The organism is Myxococcus hansupus, from assembly GCF_000280925.3.
Lineage (GTDB): Bacteria > Myxococcota > Myxococcia > Myxococcales > Myxococcaceae > Myxococcus > Myxococcus hansupus.
The window spans coordinates 6794902-6813517 of sequence record NZ_CP012109.1 but is presented as its reverse complement, the minus strand read 5'-3'; the positions used below and the strand labels follow the sequence as shown (position 1 = coordinate 6813517).

Annotated in this window: 12 protein-coding genes; 6 read left to right on the top strand and 6 right to left on the bottom strand. The window is 68.6% G+C overall.

What is annotated here, in order from left to right:
- Positions 1-5: 5 nt before the first annotated feature.
- The 5 genes from A176_RS26480 to A176_RS26460 all read right to left on the bottom strand — a co-directional run bounded on the left by A176_RS26480 (position 6) and on the right by A176_RS26460 (position 8810).
- Positions 6-1034 (bottom strand): NAD-dependent epimerase/dehydratase family protein, encoded by a 1029-nt coding sequence (locus A176_RS26480; protein WP_002638306.1) that lies wholly within the window; start codon positions 1032-1034, stop codon positions 6-8.
- Positions 1031-5443, bottom strand: coding sequence for an AMP-binding protein (locus A176_RS26475; RefSeq protein WP_002638305.1), 4413 nt, complete (start codon positions 5441-5443; stop codon positions 1031-1033). The genes A176_RS26480 and A176_RS26475 overlap by 4 nt, the downstream gene beginning before the upstream one ends.
- An 8-nt stretch (positions 5444-5451) precedes the next feature.
- Positions 5452-7062: an NPN-dependent hydroxyacid isomerase, LarAH14/15/16 family gene (larAH, locus tag A176_RS26470; protein WP_002638304.1), complete on the bottom strand. Its 1611-nt coding sequence runs from the start codon at positions 7060-7062 to the stop codon at positions 5452-5454.
- Between the two features lie 12 nt (positions 7063-7074).
- A complete protein-coding gene (locus A176_RS26465) occupies positions 7075-7740 on the bottom strand; it encodes an HAD family hydrolase (RefSeq protein WP_002638303.1) in 666 nt (221 codons plus the stop codon).
- 89 nt (positions 7741-7829) lie between these two features.
- Complete coding sequence (locus A176_RS26460; protein WP_002638302.1) at positions 7830-8810, bottom strand: NAD-dependent epimerase/dehydratase family protein; 981 nt, start codon at positions 8808-8810, stop codon at positions 7830-7832.
- 347 nt (positions 8811-9157) lie between these two features.
- Here A176_RS26460 and A176_RS26455 point away from each other — a divergent pair, with 347 nt between their 5' ends.
- The 6 genes from A176_RS26455 to hemH all read left to right on the top strand — a co-directional run bounded on the left by A176_RS26455 (position 9158) and on the right by hemH (position 17443).
- Positions 9158-9475 carry an SWIB/MDM2 domain-containing protein gene (locus A176_RS26455; RefSeq protein WP_002638301.1) on the top strand — a complete coding sequence of 106 codons (318 nt, stop codon included), beginning with the start codon at positions 9158-9160 and terminating at the stop codon, positions 9473-9475.
- A 164-nt stretch (positions 9476-9639) separates the two neighbouring features.
- The gene (gene treY, locus A176_RS26450) at positions 9640-12741 is read left to right on the top strand and encodes a malto-oligosyltrehalose synthase (protein WP_002638300.1); all 3102 of its coding nucleotides are present in this window, start codon (positions 9640-9642) and stop codon (positions 12739-12741) included.
- Positions 12738-14879 (top strand): glycogen debranching protein GlgX, encoded by a 2142-nt coding sequence (glgX, locus tag A176_RS26445; protein WP_044889402.1) that lies wholly within the window; start codon positions 12738-12740, stop codon positions 14877-14879. Before treY ends, glgX begins: the two co-directional genes overlap by 4 nt.
- A gap of 84 nt (positions 14880-14963) precedes the next feature.
- Positions 14964-15914 (top strand): TerC family protein, encoded by a 951-nt coding sequence (locus A176_RS26440; protein WP_002638298.1) that lies wholly within the window; start codon positions 14964-14966, stop codon positions 15912-15914.
- Between the two features lie 75 nt (positions 15915-15989).
- Complete coding sequence (gene apaG / locus A176_RS26435; protein WP_044889403.1) at positions 15990-16376, top strand: Co2+/Mg2+ efflux protein ApaG; 387 nt, start codon at positions 15990-15992, stop codon at positions 16374-16376.
- A complete protein-coding gene (gene hemH, locus A176_RS26430; protein WP_002638296.1) occupies positions 16376-17443 on the top strand; it encodes a ferrochelatase in 1068 nt (355 codons plus the stop codon). Before apaG ends, hemH begins: the two co-directional genes overlap by 1 nt.
- Here the strand turns inward: hemH and A176_RS26425 are convergent.
- Positions 17415-18443 carry a hypothetical protein gene (locus tag A176_RS26425; RefSeq protein WP_002638295.1) on the bottom strand — a complete coding sequence of 343 codons (1029 nt, stop codon included), beginning with the start codon at positions 18441-18443 and terminating at the stop codon, positions 17415-17417. The genes hemH and A176_RS26425 overlap by 29 nt on opposite strands.
- Positions 18444-18616 lie beyond the last annotated feature (173 nt).

The following is an 18616-nucleotide window of genomic DNA, read 5'->3' as shown; positions in this document are numbered from 1 at the left end:
GTGACTCAGGTGTTCTCGCGCAGCTCGGCCAGCCGGCCCTTGGTGCCCGGCAGGCACGTGGGCGGCATCTTCCCGTAGATGTGCTGCACCGTCTCGGAGAGCGTCTCCGTGATGTCGCGCGCGCGGAAGCCGAGCTCGGCCTCCGCCTTGGACGCGTTCAACCAGAACCAGTGCTCACCGATGTCGATTTCCTGCGGGTCCAGCGTGGGCGTGGTGCCGCGCACCTTGGCCCAGCGCTCCAGCAGCTTCCCACCGAGCACGTTGAGCTGGGACGGCAGCTTCAGCTTCGGCGCGGGCACGCCGGACAGGCGCTCCAGCCGCTGGAAGAAGTCCGTCATGGACAGATTCACGCCCATGAGGTGCCGGCCGTACAGCTCGCCCCGGGTGAGCGCCTGGACGAAGGCGTCCGCCGCGTCGCGCGCGTCCACGAAGGAGATGCCGCCGCCCGGCATGGCCGGAATCTCGCGGTTGAGGAACTTCACCACCGTCCACGTGGAGGACAGCCGGTCATCCCCGGGCCCCATCAGCAGGCTGGGGTTGAGCACCACCAGGGGGATGGCGTGCTTGCGGCAGTACGCGAGGGCCAGCTTCTCCTCGTAGATTTTGGACAGGTAGTAGGGCCACCGGCCCACCACCGTAATCGGGTAGTCGGCGCTCTCGTCGAGGACGCGCTCCTCCTTCGACACGGCGATGGTGCCGGAGGTGGAGGCCAGCACCACGCGCTTCACGCCGGCCTCGCGCACGTCGCTCAGCAGCTCGCGCGTGCTGTCCACGTGCAGCTCGAACATCTTCCGCGCGTCCTTCGGCTGGAAGGAGACGAGCCCCGCCAGGTGGTAGACGGCGTCCACGCCTTCCAGCGCGCGGCGGACCGCGTCCCGGTTCTTCAAGTCACCGGGCACGTACTCCGTCCCGGCGTACGGCGCGCCCGACGGCTGCGAGCGGCCGATGAGCCGCACCTCGTGGCCCGCCGCCACCAGCCTGGGCACCAGGTGCGTGCCCAGAAAGCCCGTGCCTCCCGTTACCAGCAGCTTCACGAGTCCTTCCCTTCCGTGGCCTTGGACCTGCGGGTGCCGGCGCCGGGCGGAGGCAGGTCCACCCGCTCCAGGTTGAGCACCTTGCCGTCGCGCAGCGCCCGCATGGCGTCCTCCGCGATGCGGGTGACGTAGCGGTAGCCCTCCGAGCGCGCCATGCCCTGCACCCGCGTGCGCAGGTCCGCATGGCCCAGCACCGGGCCGATGTTCACCCGCAGAGGCGTCTTCGTCCTCGGCAGCACGCTGCCCTTGGGGAGCGCGTCGAAGGCGCCGCCGATGTAGAGCGGCAGCACGTCCGCGTGGAAGGTGAGCGCCAGGTAGCCCAGCGTGGACTTGAACTCCATCAGCTCGCCGGTGGTGGAGCGCGTGCCCTCCGGGAAGATGAGGACGTTGTAGCCCTGCCGCAGCGCCTCACCCGCCATGCGCAGCGACTCGCGCAGCGAGCCCTGCCGCTCAATGGGAATCAGGTTGGTGAAGTTCTCGAACCACGCGCGCTTGAGCGGCGTGTCGAAGAAGTAGTCACGCGCCGCCAGCGACACCAGCCGCTCGCCTTGCTCCTCCAGCGCCACGCGAACCAGGCCCGCGTCCAGGTGGCTGGAGTGGTTGGCGATGACGAGGAAGTTGCGATTCTTGGGGATGAAGGGCTTGCCCGTCACCTTCACGTCGAACACGCCGCCGTAGAGCACCTTCTGCCCGAAGGACAGGAGCTGCCGGCCCACGTCCGCCACGACTTCGGGAACGGGAATCTCCACCTCTTCGGCGCGCTCGTTCTCCTTGGAGATCTCCTTCGCGCGCGTCTCCGCGGTGGGGCGCTTGCCGGAGGAGGCCACCACCTTGCGCAGGTCCTCCACCGTCTGCACCTGCGTCAGGTCCTCCACCGCGGGCAGGGGCACGCCCGCGGCCTCCAGCGCGGAGGACAGCTCGGTGAGCATCAGCGAGTCGAAGCCGAGGTCACCGCTGAGCAGCGCGTCCGGGCGCACGTCGGCCACCGGCCGGTGGCTGACCTCCGCGATGAGCGGGAAGAGCCATTCGCCCACCCCACCCATGCCCGGGTTCGCCACCTTCTCGCGCGCCTTGCTGGCGCTGGCCGCCATGCGCTCCTGGCGCTTGAGCTCCTCCACCACCTGCTTGCGCTTCACGCTGCGCTTGGCGGTGCGGGGCAGCTCGCCGTCCCACAGGCGCAGCACCTTCACGCGCCGGTAGAAGGGCATGCCCGCGCCCACCTTGCGGAAGTGCTCCTCCAACTCGCGGCGGACCTCCTCGCGCGGGCGGTTGCCGTAGTCGGGCACGCACAGGCACGCCACCTTCTCGCCGCCCGCCTCGTCCGGCAGGCCGACGATGGACAGCTCCTGGATGTGCGGGTGGTCCTGGTACAGCTCCTCCAGCTCGTCCGGGTAGATGTTCTTCCCATTGTGGTCGATGATGACGTCCTTCGCGCGGCCCATCAGATACAACTGGCCCTCCGCGTCCAGACGTCCCAAATCGCCCGTGTGCAGCCAGCCGTCCTTGAGCACCGCCTCGGTGGCCTCGCGGTCGCCGAAGTAGCCGGGCATGACGTTGGGGCCCTTGGCCAACACCTCGCCCAGGCCGTCGTTGTCCGGGTTGAGGATGCGCAGCTCGATGCCGGGCAGCGCGCGGCCCACCGTGCCGGGCTGACGCTTGTTGCCGGGCTTCGTCACCGCCAGCACCGGCGCGGCCTCCGTCAGGCCGTAGCCCTCCGTGATGTTGAAGCCCAGCTCGTGGAAGGCCTTGTGCACGTCGTCCGGCAGCGCGGACCCGCCCGACACGATGACCTTGATGCGCCCGCCGAACTTGCGGTGCACCGGCCAGAACAGCAGCTTGCCCAGGTTGATGTTGTTGCGGTTGCGCAGCTCGCCGTGGGTGGCCAGCAGCGCCTTGAGCGCCTGTTCCACGAAGGGCGGGCGGCTGGCGAACTCCTGCGTGATTTTGCGGTGCAGGAGCTGCCACAGCGCCGGCACGCCCACCATGGCGGTGATGCGGCCCGTCTCGAACACCTCGCCCAGCCGGTCCGACGTGAGCTCGTCGATGTACGTGATTTCCGCCCCGCGCCAGAACGGGGTGAGGAAGCCGGCGGCGAACTCGAAGGTGTGGTGCAGCGGCAGCACGGACAGCACGCCGTCGCCCACGCCGATGTCGAAGGTCCCCGCCAGCTTCGCCACCAGCGCGGCGAAGTTGCGGTGGGTGAGCATCACGCCCTTGGGCGTGCCCGTGGTGCCGGAGGTGAAGATGATGCTGGCCAGGTCGTCCGCGGCGGCGGACTTGCGCACCGGCCCGATGCGGTCCGGGTGCGCCGGGTCGCCCGTCATCGCCTCCGCGAGGCTGGCCACGGTGACGCCGTCACCCAGCGCGGCGAAGAGGCCGGGGAAGTCCCGGGCCGCGTCCTCGGAGACGAGGCACGCGCGCGCCTCCGCCCGGCGGGCGATGTTGACCAGCTCCGCCTCGCTGAGGCCCGGGTCCACCGGCACGACGGTGGCGCCCGCGCGCAGGATGCCGAAATAGCTGATGCCCCACTCAGGCCGGTTCTCCGACACCAGCAGCACGCGGTCCCCGTGCTTGATGCCCGCGGCCAGCAGGAAGCTGCCCACGCGTGAGGCGTAGCGGTGCACCTCGCCGTAGGTGAAGCGCTCTTCCTTCTCGCCCGCCACCATGCGGAAGGCCACGCGGTGCCGGTACGCATGCACCGTGGCTTCCATCAGCTCCAGCAGGTCGCGGTGCGCGGGGATGACGGTGCGCTTCTCGCGCTCCGACTCCATGCCCGGGAAGACCCACTTCTCCAGGCCGGGGAGGTGGGTCCCCAGGAAGTACTCGCGCCAGTCGATGTGCTCCGGGTCCCAGGGCACCTTCAGCCGGTCCGCGTGCGCCATGCGCGCGTAGACGGAGCGCGTGTTGTCGCAGCGGAAGACGTAGCGGTTCTCGTAGAGGAAGGGGAGGAACAGCTCCGTCAGGGCGATGATGCCCTGGGCGTTGTCGTCCACCTCGTCCAGCGACACCTTGGCCTTGTCCAGCATGGCCTGGACGGCGGGCGCGCCCCACGCGGGCCGCACCTCGTCGATGGCCTTCTTCAAGAAGCGCGCGCCGCGCAACAGCATGGGCGCGCTGAACAGCTCGAACTCCTGCTTGCTGACCGGCTGCGGCTCGATGCGCGAGCGCAGCTTGTTCATCAGCGCGTTGCCGGACTCGCGGTTGCGGTAGTAGCGGCGCCGGTACAGGCCCACCAGCTCCACCGAGCGGCCGGCGTAGAACGGATTCTCGTCGCCGGACGCGAGCTGGTAGATGCGCCGCTCCTCCACGTCCATGGCGTGCGCGGTGATGCCAATGGTGGCGCCCGCCACCTGGTCCACCGGGATGATGTCCAGGATGGTGCTCTCACCCGCGGGGATGCCGCCCGGGCCCTTGATGCCCGCGAAGGCGAGCGGAGCGGAGGTGGTGAAGCCCTCGTTCCATCCCGGGAAGGGGAAGTGCCGCGCGCTCTCCACGATGGAGGGCCGGACGATGGAGTAGCGCAGGCCCGGCGTGGCCGCGAGCACCTGCTCACCCAGGGACTTGGTGTACGTGTACGTGTTGGGCCAGCCCCAGTGGGCGGCGCGCTCCATGCCGGCGCGCACCAGCTCGCCGCTGAGCCACAGCTTGCGCTCACGGCCGACGGCCAGGCGCAGCGTCTTCTCGTCGTTGGTGTCGCGGCCCTCTTCCACCAGGCGGTCCAACGCCTTCTTGCGGAAGGTGGACGTGAGGGCGCGGTCATCGGCCTGCTCTCGCAGCCGCGCGACGATGCGCGCCGAGTCCTGGAGCTCCTGCTCCAGGCTGAAGTCGCGCCCGTCCATCTCGTCCCGCTTGGGGAAGTAGCCGCGAACCTCCTCGTCCTCGAAGACGAGCCCGCTGCGGTTGCCGGCCACGAAGGCCGTGGACATGTGAATCAGCGGCACGGACCAGCGCAGCGCCAGCTCCGCGGCGAACTTCAGGCCGTGGGTGTTGACGTTGAGGCCCACCTCCAGCGACGGATTGAAGGACACCAGGCCCGCGCAGTTGATGAACGCGTGCACCTTGCCGGTGAGCTCCGCCACCTGGGCCTCTTCCAGGCCCATCCACGGGTCGGTGATGTCGCCGTCCAGCACCTCCACCTTCTGGCGGATGAACGCCAGCGCGCCTTCGTCCCCCAGGCTGTCGCGCAGCGGCTGGAAGGGCTCGCTGACGGCCACCTTGTCGAAGAAGCGGCGCTCGGCGGAGGCGGTGTTGCCCTTGCGGACCAGCACGTAGACCTTGTCCAGGTCGTTCCCGTAGCGGGTCAACAGCATGGACAGCGTCACCTTGCCCACGAAGCCGGTGGCGCCCGCGAAGAGCAGGCGCTTGCCGGTGAAGGTCTGGGTGACGTTCAGCTCGGAGAGCGGAGACATGGGCGTCCTCACTTCACGTCCACCATCACCGTGGGCGCGATGCGCAGCAGGCTGATGGTGGCCGAGCGGCCCATGAACCCGCGGGCCTCTTCAATGGCCTCGGTGAGCGTGTCGGTGCGCTCCCAGCCCATCAGGGCGGGGACGTGGTTGTTCTCCGCGCCCGCGACGATGACCTTGCCCACGTGCTGGCGGCCGTTCTCGCCCCAGTACCACATGTAGAAGGGGTGGACGCCGTGGTAGGCGTTGCCCTTGCGGTACAGGTGCACGTAGCTGGGGTTCTCCGCGAACTCGCGCTCGTACTTGTGCTCCAGCTTCATGGAGTCGCGCGTCTCCGGCAGCAGCCGGTGGAAGAACTCGATGTAGCTGGGGTGGTGCTCCGGGTCGAACTCGTCGTAGGCCGGGTGCAGGAGGATGAGCACGCCCCCCTTCTTCACCAGCGGCACGCCGCGGTTCAGGTTGTAGAAGTAGCCCAGCCCCATCACCTGCACGAGCAGCGGGTTGAGGATGGAGTTGACGCTGTACGGGGAGATGAACGGGATGGGGAAGATGACGATGTCGCTCTGTCCCTCCACCGGCACCACGTACTGCTTGTAGCTCGTCTCCAGCGTCTTCGCGTGCGTGGGCTCCGTGGCCCCGGCGTAGACGCCCGTCACGTCATAGGGCGCGGGGATGGAGTTGAGCACCTTGCGCGCCGCCGCGCGCGGCACCTTGGACAGCGCGAAGCGCATGGCCTGGAACTTCAGCCGGTCCGCCTCCGTGTAGTCCTCTTCCTTCTTCGCCAGGAAGTCGGTGGGGCCGCCGAACATGCGGTTGTTCAGCGCCGTCTCGATGTGGAAGACCTTCAGGTGCTTGTCGATGTTGCGCCCGATGCGCTCGTTGCTCTTGTAGAGCGCGCTCGTCTTCGGCTCCATGTAGCTGTCGGAGTCGCGGATGGTCTTCGGGTTGTGGTGGTGGCGCAGCGACGCGTAGTTGGACACGCCGGTGCCCATGGACTTGTGCCCGCCGTTCATGGGCACGAAGTTCACATTCACATAGACGATGAGGTCGCTCTCCGCCACGCGGCGGTTCACCGACACCTCCTCGCCGTGGGACGTGCGCTCCAGCGCGACCATCCCGTCCGGGTCCTCCGCGTCGTGGTTGTAGTAGCGGTCCGGGTAGTAGGCGTCGAAGATCTTCTCGCCCACCATGCGCTTCATCTCGCCTTCCGTCATCCGGCGGTGGAGGGCGTTGGCGATGACCAGGTGGATGTCGTCCACGCCGCTGTCAGCGGCCAGCTCCAGGACGATTTCCAGGATGGTCTGCCGCACGTCCGGCGTCACCATGGGCGGCAGCGGCACGCTGATGTCGTCGATGACGCACGTCAGCCGCATGCCCGGCTTGAGCAGCGCGTGCAGCGGCTCCATGCCCTCCGGGTTGTTGATGGCGTAGCGGATGGCGGCCTTGACGTTGGGCACGCCGGCCAGGGGCGGGCGCGGGAAGATGACGCGCGTGCCCACCGGAAGGTCTTCCTGCAGGAAGTTCTCACCGTGGAACAGCACGCGCGGCGGGCTGCCCTTCTCGGTGATGACGACCTGGCTTTCCTCGTCGTACAGCTTCTGGAGCGTCTTGAACGGGCGCATGGAGATGGGCTCTTACTTGAGGTCGAGGATGGGCCAGTTGTAGGCGCGCGCGATGGAGCGCAGCCGCAGGTCCGGGTTCACCGCGGTGGGGCGTCCCACCACCGCGAGCATGGCGTAGTCAGAGGCGCTGTCGGAGTAGCCGTGGCACTTGTCCAGCGACAGGCCTTCCTTGGTGCAGTAGGCGCGGATGGCGTTGGCCTTGTTCGCGCCTTCGATGATGGGCGGAATCACCTTGCCCGTCGCCTTGCCGCCCACGAACTGCATCTTGTTGGCGATGAGGTCGTCGGCGCCCAGGTGCCGGGCCAGCGGGCGCATGGTGAAGTCCAGCGCGCCCGTGACGAGCACAATCTTGCAGCCGCTGCGGCGGGCCTGGTCGATGAGGTCCTGCGTCTGCGCGAAGAGGGCGGGCTGGAGCACGTCCTCGAACATGTCCTCGGCGATGGTGACCAGGCGGTCCTCGCTGAGGCCGGCGTAGTACCGGTAGAAGAACTCGTTGAACGTCTTGCGGTCCAACGCGTCCATGACGCCGAACAGGGGCACGCTGAGCGCGGTGCTCAGGGTCCGTCCGGCCATTCCCAGGACGGAGCCTCGGTTCATCGCGTAGTACGCGTAGACGTGAACGACGTTCGTCTTCACGAGCGTCCCGTCGACATCGAAGAAGGCAGCTTTCGCGGACATGGGGCTGCGGGCTTCCTGACACTCTGAGGGGGGTGAGGTCAACGATGCCGGGACGGCGGAGGGCCTCCCGGCGGCTCAGGGAGAAGGGGCTACAGCCACCCCTGTTCCCGGTACCACAGCGCGCTGCGGCGGATGGACTCCACCGGGTCATGCCGGGGCTGAAAGCCCAGCAGCCGTTCGGCCTTGGCCCCGGAGCAGGTCCAAGCGGGCGCCAGGAGCTGCCGCGCCAGCTTCCGGTTCAGGGCCAGCTTGCGCCCCGTCAACCGGGACACGCCGTCCGCCGCCGCGGCCAGGCCCTTGAGTACGCCTGGACGCAGGCGCACCGTGCGAGGGTTCAGCCCCAGCGCCTGGGCCCCCACCTCCTGGATGGTCTCCAGTGACAGGGGGGCGCTGGGGCCCGCGCAGAAGAAGGCCTCGCCCAGCGCGGCCGGGTGGGTGGCCTGGATGAGCATCAACGCCACCACGTCCTCCACGTCCACCAGTGTCAAGGGCCGGGGGCCGCCGGTCAGCTCCAGCCGGATGCCGCGCTGTGCCAGCTTGAAGAACGCGAGGTTCTCCTTGTCCCAGGGGCCCATGATGCGAGGCGGACGGCACACCGTCACCGGCAGCCGATCCGCGTAGGAGAAGACGATGCGCTCCGCCTCGGCCTTGCTCTCCCCGTACCACTCATAGGGGTGGAAGGGGTCTTCCTCCACATGGGGCCGGGTGGGGGTGGAGGGCCCGCTGGCGGCCAGCGAGCCCGCATGGACCAGCCGGGGACGGTGGCCCGCGGCCACCATGGCGTCGCAGAGGTTCCGGGTGCCCTCCGCGTTGACGCGCATGAAGTCGTCGCGTGTCGCGCCGCGGCGTACGCCCGCGAGGTGGAACACGACGTCCTGACCGGCCACCGCGGCCGCCAGCGTGGCGGGGAGGGTGACGTCCCCCTCCGCTCGTGTGTACGCCACCCCGGCGAGCCCGGAGGCGTCCCCGTGAGGGCGCAACAGGCATGTGACTGTGTCGCCGCGCGCCGCCAGGGCCTTGGCCAGCCACGTCCCCAGGAACCCGCCAGCACCGGTGATGAGGACTCTCATGGCGGCATTTCATCCAAAAAAACACACCCGGTCCGCAAGGAGAATCCAGCGCGGGTTTGGGCCACCCGACGCTCCGGCAAGGCGTCTTCCGAGGGACGTTGACGCGCAGGCGCCTGATTTTCGGGCCCCAGCGGGGCTCCGAAGGGGAATGGCGTGGATCACGCCGTGCGCGCTGGAGCCTGATTTTCGGGCTCCAGCGGCGTTCATGGCGGGGCGCTCAGAGGGAAAATCGCAGGAGAGGGCTGTTTTTCGGGCTTGGGCGTGCTACTTCTACGCCGCATCGGCTGTCGCTTCACATAAGCAACGCCGTACAACGTCCCCTTCGGAGGGGAGGAGACTCAAGACGAATGGCCGCCAAGAAAGCTGCTGCGAAGAAGGCTCCCGCTGCGAAGAAGGCCCCCGCCGCGAAGAAGCGCACGCCGAACGCGTCGTTCATGAAGGAAATGACGCCTTCCGCCGCGCTCGCTGAGATCGTCGGCACCAAGCCGCTTCCGCGCACCGAGGTTGTCAAGAAGCTCTGGGCCTACATCAAGAAGCAGGGCCTGCAGGACGCGAAGAACAAGCGGCAGATCAACGCCGACGACAAGCTCAAGCCCATCTTCGGTGGCAAGAAGAACGTCACCATGTTCGAGATGACGGCGCTGGTGAACAAGCAGCTGAGCTGAGGACTGGCCGGGGTCTCCCGGTGGCCGTACTTGGGGCTCGCCGCGCTACGCGGCGGGCCCCTTGCATTTCCAGGGGTTGGGCGCTGGGACGGAGCGTTGGATAGAGGGCGGACGGCCCACTGCGTGCTGGCGGTGTGAGCGCGGGCGGCCTACCTCTGCTCCCCATGTTGCTCGACGCCTTGGAAGAAGAGGGCTCCGTTTCGAACGGGGCGGGTGGCGCCACGATGACGTCGGAGTCGCTGGCGGAAGGGCTCTACACCCGTGTCCAGGAGGACCTGGAGACGCGGCCGCACACCCCCTTGTCCACGTACCGGGTGCAGTTCCACAAGGGCTTCACCTTCGACGACGCCCGGCACATGGTGCCGTACCTGGCCCGCCTGGGGGTGAGCGACCTCTATGCCTCGCCCTATCTGAAGGCCACGCCGGGCAGCACGCATGGCTACGATTGCGTGGACCACCAACAGTTGAATCCCGAGGTGGGCACGGAGGCGTCGCACGCGGCGCTGTGCGCGGCGCTGCGGGAGCGGGGCATGGGGCAGGTGTTGGACGTGGTGCCCAATCACATGGGCATCGAACGGGACAACCGGCTCTGGTTCGACGTGCTGGAGAACGGGCCGTCCTCCGTCTACGCGAAGTTCTTCGACATCGACTGGTCGCCGGTGAAGGAGGAGCTGCGCAACCAGGTGCTGCTCCCGATTCTGGGGGACCAGTACGGCATCGTCCTGGAGAAGGGGGAGCTGAAGCTCGCCTTCCGCGAGGGCGCCTTCTTCCTCCACTACTACGAGCACACGCTGCCGGTGGCGCCGCGGCAGTACTCCCGCATCCTCCAGCACGGGCTGGAGCGGCTGGAGTCGCGGCTGGGCGGCGAGCACCCCAGCATGGTGGAGCTGCTGTCCATCCTCACCGCCATTGACCACCTGCCGGCGCGCACGGAGGTGGAGCGGGCCCGCGTGGTGGAGCGTCACCGGGAGAAGGAGGTCATCAAGCGCCGGCTGGCCGCGGTGGCGGCGGAGAGCGAGGAGGTGCTGGCCTACATCGAGGACAACCTCCGCGTCTTCAACGGCGAGCCGGGCAACCCCCGCTCGTTCGACCTGCTCGACGCGGTGTTGGCGCAGTGCAGCTACCGGCTGGCGCACTGGCGGGTGGCGGGCGAGGAGATCAACTACCGGCGCTTCTTCGACATCAACGGCCTGGCCGCCCTGCGCGAGGAGGACCCGGACGTCTTCAAGGAGGCGCACGGGCTCATCTTCCGGTGGTTGCGCGAGGGGCTCGTCACGGGGCTGCGCATCGACCATCCCGACGGGCTCTTCGACCCGACCGCGTACTTCCTGGACCTGCAGGAGGGCTTTTTCGTGGAGCGGGCCCATGCCCTGTTCCTCCAGTCCCACGCGGAGGACGACACGCGCTGGCCCGCGGTGGAGGCCTCGCTGCGCGAGCGCTGGCGCGCGGAGGTGACGCAGCATCCCGACAGCCCGCTGCGCAAGGCGATGTTCGTGGTGGTGGAGAAGATTCAGGGCGGGCGTGAGCGCATGCCCGAGTCCTGGGCCGTGCACGGCACCACCGGCTACCGCTTCGCCAACGCGGTGAGCGGCCTCTTCGTGCAGCCGGACGCGGAGAAGGCGCTGACGGAGACCTACGAGCGCTTCGTCGGCGGGCACGCGGAGTTCGCCGAGCTCGTCTACCAGAAGAAGCTGCTCATCATGCGCGTGTCCATGGCCAGCGAAATCAACGTGCTGGCGCACGAGCTCAACCGCATCTCGGAGATGAACCGGCGCACGCGCGACTTCACCCTCAACTCGCTGCGGCGGGCGCTGGTGGAGTTCATCGCCCTGTTCCCCGTCTATCGCACGTACGTGGACGGCTGGCGTCCGGAGCTGGACGCGCGCGACGTGCAGTACATCGAGTGGACCATCCAGCGCGCCAAGGAGCGCAACGCCACCACCAACGCGTCCATCTTCGAGTTCCTGCGCGACGTCCTCCTGCGCCGCTATCCGGAGCACGCGGACGCGCGGGAGCGCGCCGACATGCTGCGCTTCGCCATGAAGCTGCAGCAGGTGACGGGGCCCGTCATGGCCAAGGGCCTGGAGGACACCGTCTTCTACATCTACAACCGGTTGGTGAGCCTCAACGAGGTGGGCGGCGAGCCGGAGCGTTTCGGCGTCCACGCCAACACCTTCCACCTGCGCAACCAGGAGCGCGCGGAGCGGTGGCCGGCCAGCCAGCTCACCTCCAGCACGCATGACACCAAGCGCAGCGAGGACGTGCGCGCGCGCATCAACGTGCTGACGGAAGTGCCGGAGGAGTGGCGCAAGCGCGTGAAGAAGTGGGCCCGGCAGACGGAGCCGGCGGTGTCGCTGCTGCCCTCGGGGCCCGCGCCCACGGCCAACGACGCCTACCTCTTCTTCCAGACGGTGGTGGGGGCCTGGCCCATGGGGAAATCCCACTCCGCCCAGGAGCTGGAGGACTTCCAGCGCCGGGTGCGTGAGTACATGGGCAAGGCCATCAAGGAGGCCAAGGTCCGCACCTCGTGGACCAACCCGGACAGCGCCTATGACGACGCGGTGGCGCGCTTCGTGGACGGATGCTTCGACCCGAAGGTGTCTGGCGGCTTCCTGGAGGATGTGCGTGACTTCAAGCGCTCCATCGAGCGGGCGGGCCAGTACAACGCGCTGAGCCAGCTCCTCTTGAAGATGGCCTCGCCTGGGGTGGTGGACACCTACCAGGGCAGCGAACTGTGGGACCTGTCACTGGTGGACCCGGACAACCGGCGGCCGGTGGACTTCGTCCAGCGCGCCCAACTGCTGGAGGCCCTGGATGCCGAGGCCTCCCAGGACCGGGCCGCGCTCAGCGGCCGGCTGGCGACGGACCTGGATGACGGCCGCGTGAAGCTCTACGTCCTGGCGGAGTCCCTGCGGCTGCGCCAGCGCCAGGCGGCCCTCTTCCGGAGCGGGGGCTACCGGGCGCTCGAGCTGACGGGCCCCCGGGCGCGGGCGGCCGTCGCCTTCTCGCGGGAGCTGGGGGACGTGGTGGTGGTGGCCTGCGCGCCGCGTTACACCCAGTCCGCCCTGGAGGCCCCCGAAGGGCTGGCCGGTGCGTACGGCAGCACGTTCCTGGACCTTCCGGAGGCATATGCGGGCATGATGTTCCGCGATGTGTTCACCGGACGTCAGGTTCGGCCTGAGCGTGGACCGGGCGGCGCGGTGCTGCCACTCGGGCCGCTCCTGGCGGAGTTTCCGGTGGTGTTGCTGGAGAGGAGCGCCGGATGAGGAGGGCCGAGGTGCTTCCAGGGAAGCCGTATCCCCTGGGCGCCACGTTCGATGGGCACGGAGTCAACTTCGCCGTGTTCAGCGAGCACGCGAAGAAGGTCGAGGTCTGTCTCTTCGACCCGGAGGACCCCGCGAAGGAGACACGCCGCTTCCCCCTGCTGGAGACCACCCATCAGGTGTGGCACGGCTACGTGCCCGGCCTGCGGGCCGGAGCCCTCTACGGGCTGCGCGTCCACGGCCCCTACGAGCCGAAGAAGGGGCTGCGCTTCAACCCCCACAAGCTGCTGGTGGACCCGTATGCCCGGGCCATCCACGGCCAGGTGGACTACCAGGCGCCCATCTACGCCTACACGCCGGGGGCGAAGGAGGATGACCTCACCTTCGACGCGCGCGACGACGCCGCGGCCGTGCCCAAGGGCGTGGTGCTGGGCGAGGACACCTTCGACTGGGAAGGGGATGCGCCGCCCGACGTGCCCTGGCACGACACCGTCATCTACGAAGTCCACGTCAAGGGCTTCACCAAGCTGCACCCGCGCGTCCCGGAGGCCCTGAGGGGCACCTACGCGGGCCTGTCCCACCCGGCGAGCATCGAGCACCTGAAGAAGGTGGGCGTCACCGCGGTGGAGCTGCTGCCCATCCAGCACATCGTCGACGAGCCCTTCCTCATCCAGCGCGAGAAGGTCAATTACTGGGGCTACAACACGCTGGGGTTCTTCGCGCCGGACGCGCGCTACAGCGGCTCGGGGTCGCTGGGCGGGCAGGTGGACGAGTTCAAGCGCATGGTGAAGGAGCTTCACCGCGCCGGCATCGAGGTGCTGCTCGATGTCGTCTACAACCACACCTGTGAAGGCAACCAGTTGGGCCCCACGCTGTCCTTCAAGGGCCTGGACAACGCGGCCTACTACCGGCTCACGGAGAAGGACCCGCGCTACTTCATGGACGTCACCGGGTGCGGGAACTCGTGGAACGCCACGCACCCGTACGCGCTGAAGCTCATCGCCGACTCCCTGCGCTACTGGGTGGAGGAGATGCACGTGGACGGGTTCCGCTTCGACCTGGCCACCACCCTGGGGCGTGACCGGCACGGCTACGACACCCGCGCGGCCTTCTTCCAAATCATCCACCAGGACCCGGTGCTCAGCCGGGTGAAGCTCATCTCCGAGCCCTGGGACGTGGGCGACTTCGGCTACCAGGTGGGCAACTTCCCGGTGCTGTGGAGCGAGTGGAACGGCAAGTACCGCGACACCATCCGCCGCTACTGGAAGGGAGACGACCGGCAGGCCGCGGAGATTGGCTATCGCCTCACGGGCAGCTCGGACCTGTTCGCGCTGTCGGGGCGCAAGCCCGCCGCGAGCGTGAACTTCGTCACCGCGCACGACGGCTTCACGCTGCACGACCTCGTCACGTACAACGACAAGCACAACGAGGCGAACGGCGAGGAGAACCGGGACGGCGCCAACGACAACCACTCCTGGAACTGCGGCGTGGAGGGCGAGACGACGGACGCGAAAATCAACACCCTGCGCGAGCAGCAGAAGCGCAACTTCCTGGCCACGCTCTTCCTGTCCCAGGGCGTCCCCATGCTGGTGGCCGGCGACGAGATGGGCCGCACCCAGAAGGGCAACAACAACGCCTACTGCCAGGACAACGCGCTGTCGTGGGTGGACTGGGAGCTGAACGACACGCAGCGGGAGCTGCTGGACTTCACCTGCGCCCTGACGAAGCTGCGGCGTGAGCAGCCGGTGTTGCACAAGCGGCGCTTCTTCCGCGGCGCCCATATGTGGGACAGCGAGCTGAAGGACCTGGCGTGGTTCCGGCCCGACGGCAAGGAGATGCGCAAGGACGACTGGGAGAAGCCCTACGTGCGTTCCCTGTCGTTCCTGCTGGGCGGAGACGCCATCGCGGCGCCGGACGACGAGGGGAACCGGATTGTCGGGGACACGGTGCTGGTGCTGATGAACGCCCACCACGAGCCCATCACCTTCATGCTGCCCGCCTTCGAGTGGGGGGCGGACTGGGAGCTGGTCGTGGACACGGCGGTGTGTGGTGAGTCGCCACGCACGCACACGCCGGCGGGGGGAAACGTCCAGGTGGTGGGCCGCTCCCTGGTGGTGCTGCGCCGCCCGGCGACGGAGTAGCCCCTCGTTTCAACGCAAGGGGTCGACGCCCGGGCGGCCCGCCGGTAGGGTGCGCCCCGTCGTACCCTGCAACAGGATTGCTACGTGAATAACCAAGTCGCGCTTTGGGTCGGTTTCAACGTCTTCGTCCTCGCGATGCTCGCGCTGGACCTCGGTTTGTTCCGTCGCAAAAGCGCCGCGGTGACGCCGAAGGAGGCCGGCCTCTGGACGTTGGTGTGGATTACCCTCAGCCTGATTTTCTGCGCGGGCATCTGGCACTTCCAGGGCCCCACGGTGGGCCTCCAGTGGCTGACGGCGTACGTGGTGGAGTACGCGCTCTCCGTCGACAACCTCTTCGTCTTCCTGATGGTGTTCAGCTACTTCCGGGTGGCGCCGGAGCACCAGCACCGGGTGCTCTTCTGGGGCATCATGGGCGCGTTCGTCATGCGCGCGGGCCTCATCATCGCCGGCACGGCGCTGGTGAAGCAGTTCCACTGGCTCATCTACATCTTCGGCGCGTTCCTCGTCTTCACGGCCGTGAAGATGCTGGTGTCGAAGGACGAGGAGATGGACCCGGAGCAGAAGGGCATCGTGAAGTTCGCGCGGCGGGTGCTCCCCGTGGCGCGCATGGGTGAGGGCAGCCGCTTCACCGTGCAGGAGGATGGCCGGCGCAAGTTCACGCCGCTGTTCATCGTGCTGGTGGTGGTGGAGGCCACCGACCTGCTCTTCGCGCTGGACTCCATCCCCGCCGTGCTGGGCATCAGCCAGGACGCCTTCATCATCTACACGTCCAACGTGTGCGCGATTCTGGGCCTGCGCTCGCTGTTCTTCGTCGTGGCCAGCCTGATGGACAAGTTCCACTTCCTGAAGCTGGGCCTGAGCGCGATTCTGGGCTTCGTGGGCGTGAAGATGCTCATCACCTTCTTCGACATCCACCTTCCCATTGGCATCTCCCTGGGCGTGATTGGCGGCGTGCTGGTGGCCGCCATCGTCGCCTCGCTGGTGTGGCCCAAGCAGCCGGAGCCCGGACAGGACCGGGAGAGCGCCAAGACGTGAGCCGGAGGGCGCCGGGTGTCGTCCAACCCGGTGTTTTCCTTGCAAGTGGGTGCGGTTGCCGCCAAATCTGGGGGCATGTCCTCCAGTGCGACGACCGACGGCATCCGCATCACCGTGAAGCCCGCCTACTGGCCGGAGCGCAGCGCTCCGGAGTCCGGGCAGTTCGCCTTCATGTACACGGTGGAGATCGTCAACGAGGGCGACGTGCCGGCGCAGCTCAAGGCCCGCCACTGGGTCATCACCGATGCCACGGGCAAGGTGGAGGAGGTCCGGGGCGAGGGCGTGGTGGGCCGTCAGCCCCACCTGGGGCCCGGGGAGCGGTTCGAGTACACGAGCTGGGCCATGCTGCGCACGCCCTTCGGCACGATGCGCGGCAGCTATGACATGGTGCGGCCGGACGGCACGCGCTTCGACGCGCGCATCGCCGAGTTCGCGCTCACCCTCCCCAACTCCCTGCACTGATGCCTACGCCGACTTCGAAGCGAGGGCTGCTGCTCATCAACCTGGGCACGCCGGATGCGCCGGAGGCGGCACCGGTGCGCCGCTACCTGCGCGAGTTCCTCAATGACCCGCGCGTCATCGACATCCATCCGGTGGCCCGTTGGGCGCTGCTCAACTTCGTCATCCTCCCGGTGCGCCCGGCGAAGAGCGCGGAGGCGTACCGGAAGATTTGGATGAAGGAGGGCTCGCCGCTGCTCGTGTACAGCCAGGCCCTGGCGGACCAGGTGGCGCAGCGGCTGGCGGGGCAGTACGAGGTGGCGCTGGGCATGCGCTACGGCTCGCCGTCCATCCCGGACGCGGTGGCGTCCCTGCAGGCGCGAGGCGTGTCCGAGTTCACCGTGCTGCCGCTGTATCCGCAGGAGGCCACGTCCTCCACGGCGTCCTCGCTGGCGCGCACCTACGAGGTGCTGACGCAGGGGTGGGACGTGCCCTTCGTCCGCGCGGTGCCGGCCTTCTACGAGCACCCGGGCTTCCTCGACGCCTTCACCACCGTGGCGCGGCCCGTGATTGAGGACTCGCGCGCCGACTACGTCCTCTTCAGCTTCCACGGCCTGCCAGAGCGGCACATGCGCAAGAGCGACCCCACCGGGGCGCATTGCCTGGCCAGCTCCTCCTGCTGTGACGCCATGACGGACGCGAACCGGCACTGCTACCGCGCGCAGAGCTACGCGACGGCGCGGGGGCTGGCCCAGCGGTTGGGGCTGCCGGCGGACGGGTGGAGCGTGTCCTTCCAGTCGCGGCTGGGCCGCACGCCGTGGGTGAAGCCGTACACGGACGTGGTGCTTCCAGAGCTGGCGCAGAAGGGCGTGAAGCGCCTGGCGGTGATGTGCCCGGCCTTCGTGGCGGACTGCCTGGAGACGCTGGAGGAGATTGGCCTCCGCGCGCGGGAACAGTTCCTGGAGGCGGGAGGGGAGTCCCTGACGCTCGTCCCCTCCCTCAACGCCCACCCGACCTGGGTGGACGCCGTGGTGCAGTTGGTGCGCGAGTCGGACGGGCCGCCTACTGCTCCGGCTGGGCCGTTGGCGTAGGCGCGGCCTTCGCCGAGGAGAGGCGCAGCTTCAGGCCGCCGGTGGGGACCTGGAGCGCGGCGGTGGGGAAGCGGCCCTTCGTCACCGTGGTGAGGGTGCCTTCCCAGGAGCGCCACTGTCCGGCCTTCACCAGGAACTCGCCGCGGCCGGTGATGGTGACCTCGGCGCTGGCGTCGGCGTCCGACGGGGGCTTGCTCTTCGGGTTCTCCGACGCGGCCTCCGCGTCTTCCTCGGCGGCGCGCGCGGGGGAGGTGGGCGGCGCGTCCTTCGCGCGGACCTTGCCGGCCAGCGTCTCGGAGATGTCGTACTCCAGCGTGGCGACCTGCTCGCCGCCTTCGACAGGCGTCAGGCTGACGAGCTTCACGCGGTTGCGGCGCTCGGGCTGGCCGGGCTGGAACTGCGTGCCCAGCTCATCGGTGAGAATCAACTGGGTGCCGAGCGACCAGGTGTCATTGGGGCCCACGGGGTCCCGCGGGAGCTCCAGCACCAGCGTGGCGATGTTCCGCGTGGCGCCCTGCAGGCCGTCGAGCACGAAGCCGCGCTCGCTCAGCGTGCCGACGTCGACATTCGCGTCGCTGCCCACGGGCGTGACGCGGAGGCGGTAGTCCCCCGAGTCGGTGAGCTCCAACGCGTAGGTGACGGCGTCGGGCAGGGGGGCGACGGGCGGCGCGGCGGGGGCGGGCTTCGCGGCGGCCTTGCCCTTGCCCTTGGCGCCCTTCGCGGGCGTCTCTGGCTCGGCGCTGGAGGCGGGGGCGGCACTGGTGCGCTCGAGGTCGAGCCGGTAGGCCGTGGACGCGCCCTTCGCGAGCTTCCACCGGAGGACGACCTTCGACGGGTCCACGGGCGGCTCCGCGGCGGCGGCCGCAGCGGGCGCTTCCGCGGGCGGAGGAGCGTCCTTCATCCCCGGCGGGCGGGGAATGGGCTCCATCTGCCCTCGAGGCTCTTCCTTACAGGCGGTCAGTGACAGGGCAACGACCAGGCCAAACACGCTTCGCTTCACGCGGGGACGCTCCTTGGCAGCCCTGGCGGGATATCGAAGCGAGCGAGGTCATTCAAGTACGTCACCCGGCCGCCGCGAGGCGAATGGCGCGAGGTCGATGTCGACCTGCGTCTTGACGTGACTGGCAATCTCTGGTCGCGGGGGCTCGGCCGGATACACGGAAAGTGACGACA

What these genes read in the sequence shown, in the direction of transcription:
- A176_RS26475 (WP_002638305.1), bottom strand. Translation starts at nt 5,443, where the DNA reads ATGTCTCCGCTCTCCGAGCTGAACGTCACCCAGACCTTCACCGGCAAG.
- larAH (WP_002638304.1), bottom strand. Translation starts at nt 7,062, where the DNA reads ATGCGCCCGTTCAAGACGCTCCAGAAGCTGTACGACGAGGAAAGCCAG.
- A176_RS26465 (WP_002638303.1), bottom strand. Translation starts at nt 7,740, where the DNA reads ATGTCCGCGAAAGCTGCCTTCTTCGATGTCGACGGGACGCTCGTGAAG.
- A176_RS26460 (WP_002638302.1), bottom strand. Translation starts at nt 8,810, where the DNA reads ATGAGAGTCCTCATCACCGGTGCTGGCGGGTTCCTGGGGACGTGGCTG.
- A176_RS26455 (WP_002638301.1), top strand. Translation starts at nt 9,158, where the DNA reads ATGGCCGCCAAGAAAGCTGCTGCGAAGAAGGCTCCCGCTGCGAAGAAG.
- treY (WP_002638300.1), top strand. Translation starts at nt 9,640, where the DNA reads ATGTTGCTCGACGCCTTGGAAGAAGAGGGCTCCGTTTCGAACGGGGCG.
- glgX (WP_044889402.1), top strand. Translation starts at nt 12,738, where the DNA reads ATGAGGAGGGCCGAGGTGCTTCCAGGGAAGCCGTATCCCCTGGGCGCC.
- apaG (WP_044889403.1), top strand. Translation starts at nt 15,990, where the DNA reads ATGTCCTCCAGTGCGACGACCGACGGCATCCGCATCACCGTGAAGCCC.
- hemH (WP_002638296.1), top strand. Translation starts at nt 16,376, where the DNA reads ATGCCTACGCCGACTTCGAAGCGAGGGCTGCTGCTCATCAACCTGGGC.